This is a genomic window from Cytobacillus firmus NBRC 15306 (genome assembly GCF_001591465.1).
GTDB lineage: Bacteria > Bacillota > Bacilli > Bacillales > Cytobacillaceae > Cytobacillus > Cytobacillus firmus.
This window is the reverse complement of record NZ_BCUY01000165.1, coordinates 1-2,997: the sequence shown is the minus strand read 5'-3', so window position 1 is coordinate 2,997 and position 2,997 is coordinate 1. Positions and strand designations below refer to the sequence as shown.

Here is a 2,997-nt window from a genome sequence, read left to right as displayed (position 1 = left end):
GGTTTGATTGAGTCGGAATCATAGAAAAACATTTTTACTCCTTCCATGATCTCAAAATAGTCTTTGCCCAATTGTTTACCCTTTCCATACATGGGGGCTTCTTTTGAAACCGCAGTAAAAATCATATATCCGTTTGGCTTTAACTGATTATAGCTAGCTTCATGGTTAAACCTATTTTTAATGTTTTCTAACGGATTGGTGCTTTTGATTAGTTGGCAACTCTTAACAGGCCAGTTCTCAACAAAAAGAGGGTTCGTGAGTAACAGCTATCATAATGAATTGATGGATACATAGCAGATATTTTTTCTTCCTCGAGCATAAACATCAGTATCGAGCAGCAGGAAAGAGGGATAGCCATGTCCTTTATCGGATTTGAACTGATAGCCAAGAGAGCATGGACGATTTTGCCTGGCAACACTTTTTCGATGTCCATTTTATGGAACAAAAAAAAGATCCCTTCCTCCATCGGAAGAGATATCTATCATGAATCTGGACTGATCCTCCCTGATAAAAGAATTGCAGCTACCGGGAGGATCCACTATCTGTCTGATCATACAATAAATCACTATGAACCCTTACAAACAGCACCTTGTAAGCTTATTTGCCGGCCTGACTTTCCCCTGGATGATCTTAAAATTGAACTTCTTGCGCCGATGAAAGGGATTATGGAACCCATTCATCAAACGGCCGTACTTTTCTTATGGAACGAGGAAAACAATCTTATAAGAAAAACAGAGCTCCACCTGGATCCCCAATCATTTGAAAGGATCCCACCAAATCAATATTTGATCAATCTTTCTTTTTTACAGGGAAAAATTTAGATCTTATACCAAGCAAAAATTGTTTCTTTACCTTAGCTCTGAGCATTAAACTAATATCGGCGTTAAGAAATAAACAATCAAAAAGGCTGTCAATATACGCATAACTATTCCTAATACAGCCGCTCCCATTGCCTCCTTTTCACTAAGGTCAGAATTAGCTGCCCATATAACAGGAATTTGACCAAAGATAGTAGACAAAGGCAAGCCGGAAGAGGCTAATACGAATGATCCGATGACCAAACGCGGATCCAAAGAACTCGCAACTTCCGATAACTGGGCCATGGCCAGCGTCGGGCTAACCAATATGGAAAGAATACCGGTCTCAGGATGAATATTTAAAGTTAGCAAAACGGCAGATAAGCCAGATTCGAATTTTGACCAGACTCCAATGTAGTCGAGAACACCAATAGCAGCGAACACGACAGCTGCAGCCGGAATAATCAGAAGGAATAAAAGCTCTGCTCCCTCCCTGGCTGCATTAAATAGAGTGGGTAAAAAGCCAGTTTTCGGCGTAAATTGAGGCAGCTTTGCAATTTGGACAGCTTTCGTATCCCGGTAAATGGTTTTAGAAAGCAGGAACGGGACAACAATGACAGGCATGAAAACAGCCAGCACGACCACGACAAAGGCATTGGCCCCTACAGCCGTTAATGCAACCATGCCTAACATAAAGGTAGCAAAAGACTGCTGGGATTGTACCATGGTGGCTACCGCTATTTTCTGCTCTGCTTTTGTTGCTCCTGAACGGATTAAGATTGGTCCGGCAATTTTTCCGGCAGCATTAATGTCACCAAGAATATTATATATACTTGGAATGATAACAGCTGAATTCACTTTCATCAGCTTTGTAACAGGGATGAATATCCGAATTAACGCGTCCGTAAACCCCAGCCGTTCCAGTACCCGGCCTAAAATGACACTGACAATAATAGAAACTCCTACCGTGCCGGTCAAAAATATCTCTACGATAACCGGGAAAACCTGATCGACAATGGAAGTAAATAACCCGGCTAATGTACCTGGAGAGATTAACAATACCAGCAGTGAGAGGATGACTAAACCAAGACCAACTGCTTCGATTTGTGTCCATTTTCTGGTTAAAGGAATCGGGACACTGTTCTCTTCTATTTCTAGATTTTTTTGTACTAACGATTTAACCTCGCTCATCTACCTGCACTCCCTTTTTTATAGTGTATGGACAGCCGTTTTTTTCAATAGATAACCCGCAGCCATTTCTTCTGCATATTTCTTTAAGTGAGGAGATCCCATTTCATTTAGGGATATGCTTGTCACACGTTCTCGAAAAACAACGACTTCAACACCAGGCAGCAGTCTGTCTAAGGCATAAGCTAAAGGTAAACCATTTTCGAGTATTTCTAACACATGGCAATTTCCGATAATAAAATTAAGTCCTAACTCCTTAGCTGTTTCAATAAGCGGATGTCCGTCATAAACCCGGCTAATGGAAGCGAGGACTGTGTCAGCCTCCGGGTGTTCCTGGATGGCTTGACGCAAATGTTCAGGAGAAAATCCCGTATGCGGGAAAATGTGCACAATATTGTTCACGGGGCTTGTTTCTTCTCCATTAACAATTCTCCCGCGTGTCACAATACTCGTTTCAGACAGAGATGAACTATTGCGTATTTCCTTTTCAGTATGTAACAGTTCCTCTTCATCTCTAAGACCCATAAAATTGTCCAGCCGTGTTAAAATATCTCCCAGCGTTTTCACCTCAGGGAGTACTTTCCCTGCATATAAAATATTTCCGTGTACCCCTCCATAAGAAACCTCTGTCCGGTATACCTGATGGCCATGCAAAAAAGGAATGCCAGGATGCAGCCCATGGAAAGCTTCATGCAATTCAAATGCAGCGACATTATACAAATCCAGATAGTTTTTCAAGATTACTCCACCTGAATTAGCTGCTTCAGCTATCGGATGATGAGCAACAATGGCATCGACACCAGTAGCGCCGGCAAGTTCGATACATCCTTCTGTCATTGTCATGGCAACTGCTACTTTTTTTACTTCTCTTTTCATATCGCCATAAACAAGACCAGGCGTTTCAATGATCTCTTTCCCGGGAATGTTGGAAGATTTCATGATGACAAAGGGATGCTCACCTCTCGTAATATCATTTAGAGATTTAATCACTCTTCCTCCTGTCAGCTCATCT

General features: G+C 41.7%; 3 protein-coding genes and 1 pseudogene. 1 reads left to right on the top strand and 3 read right to left on the bottom strand.

Annotated elements, in window-relative coordinates; all coding sequences use genetic code 11:
• A pseudogene (locus BFI01S_RS23195) lies at positions 1-152 on the bottom strand (SAM-dependent methyltransferase); the annotation flags it as partial.
• Between the two features lie 204 nt (positions 153-356).
• Between BFI01S_RS23195 and BFI01S_RS21380 the strand changes: the two are divergent.
• Complete coding sequence (locus BFI01S_RS21380) at positions 357-821, top strand: hypothetical protein (RefSeq protein ID WP_061794378.1); 465 nt, start codon at positions 357-359, stop codon at positions 819-821.
• 45 nt (positions 822-866) lie between these two features.
• On the opposite strand, the gene BFI01S_RS21375 is transcribed toward BFI01S_RS21380, so the two are convergent.
• Together BFI01S_RS21375 and BFI01S_RS21370 are read right to left on the bottom strand one after the other, a co-directional pair.
• Positions 867-1,988, bottom strand: coding sequence for a hypothetical protein (locus tag BFI01S_RS21375; protein ID WP_061794377.1), 1,122 nt, complete (start codon positions 1,986-1,988; stop codon positions 867-869).
• Positions 1,989-2,006: 18 nt separating this feature from the next.
• Positions 2,007-2,997: Nif3-like dinuclear metal center hexameric protein (locus BFI01S_RS21370; protein ID WP_174521693.1), on the bottom strand; the 991-nt coding region annotated here is incomplete at its 5' end.

What these genes read in the sequence shown, in the direction of transcription:
- BFI01S_RS21380 (WP_061794378.1), top strand. Translation starts at nt 357, where the DNA reads ATGTCCTTTATCGGATTTGAACTGATAGCCAAGAGAGCATGGACGATT.
- BFI01S_RS21375 (WP_061794377.1), bottom strand. Translation starts at nt 1,988, where the DNA reads ATGAGCGAGGTTAAATCGTTAGTACAAAAAAATCTAGAAATAGAAGAG.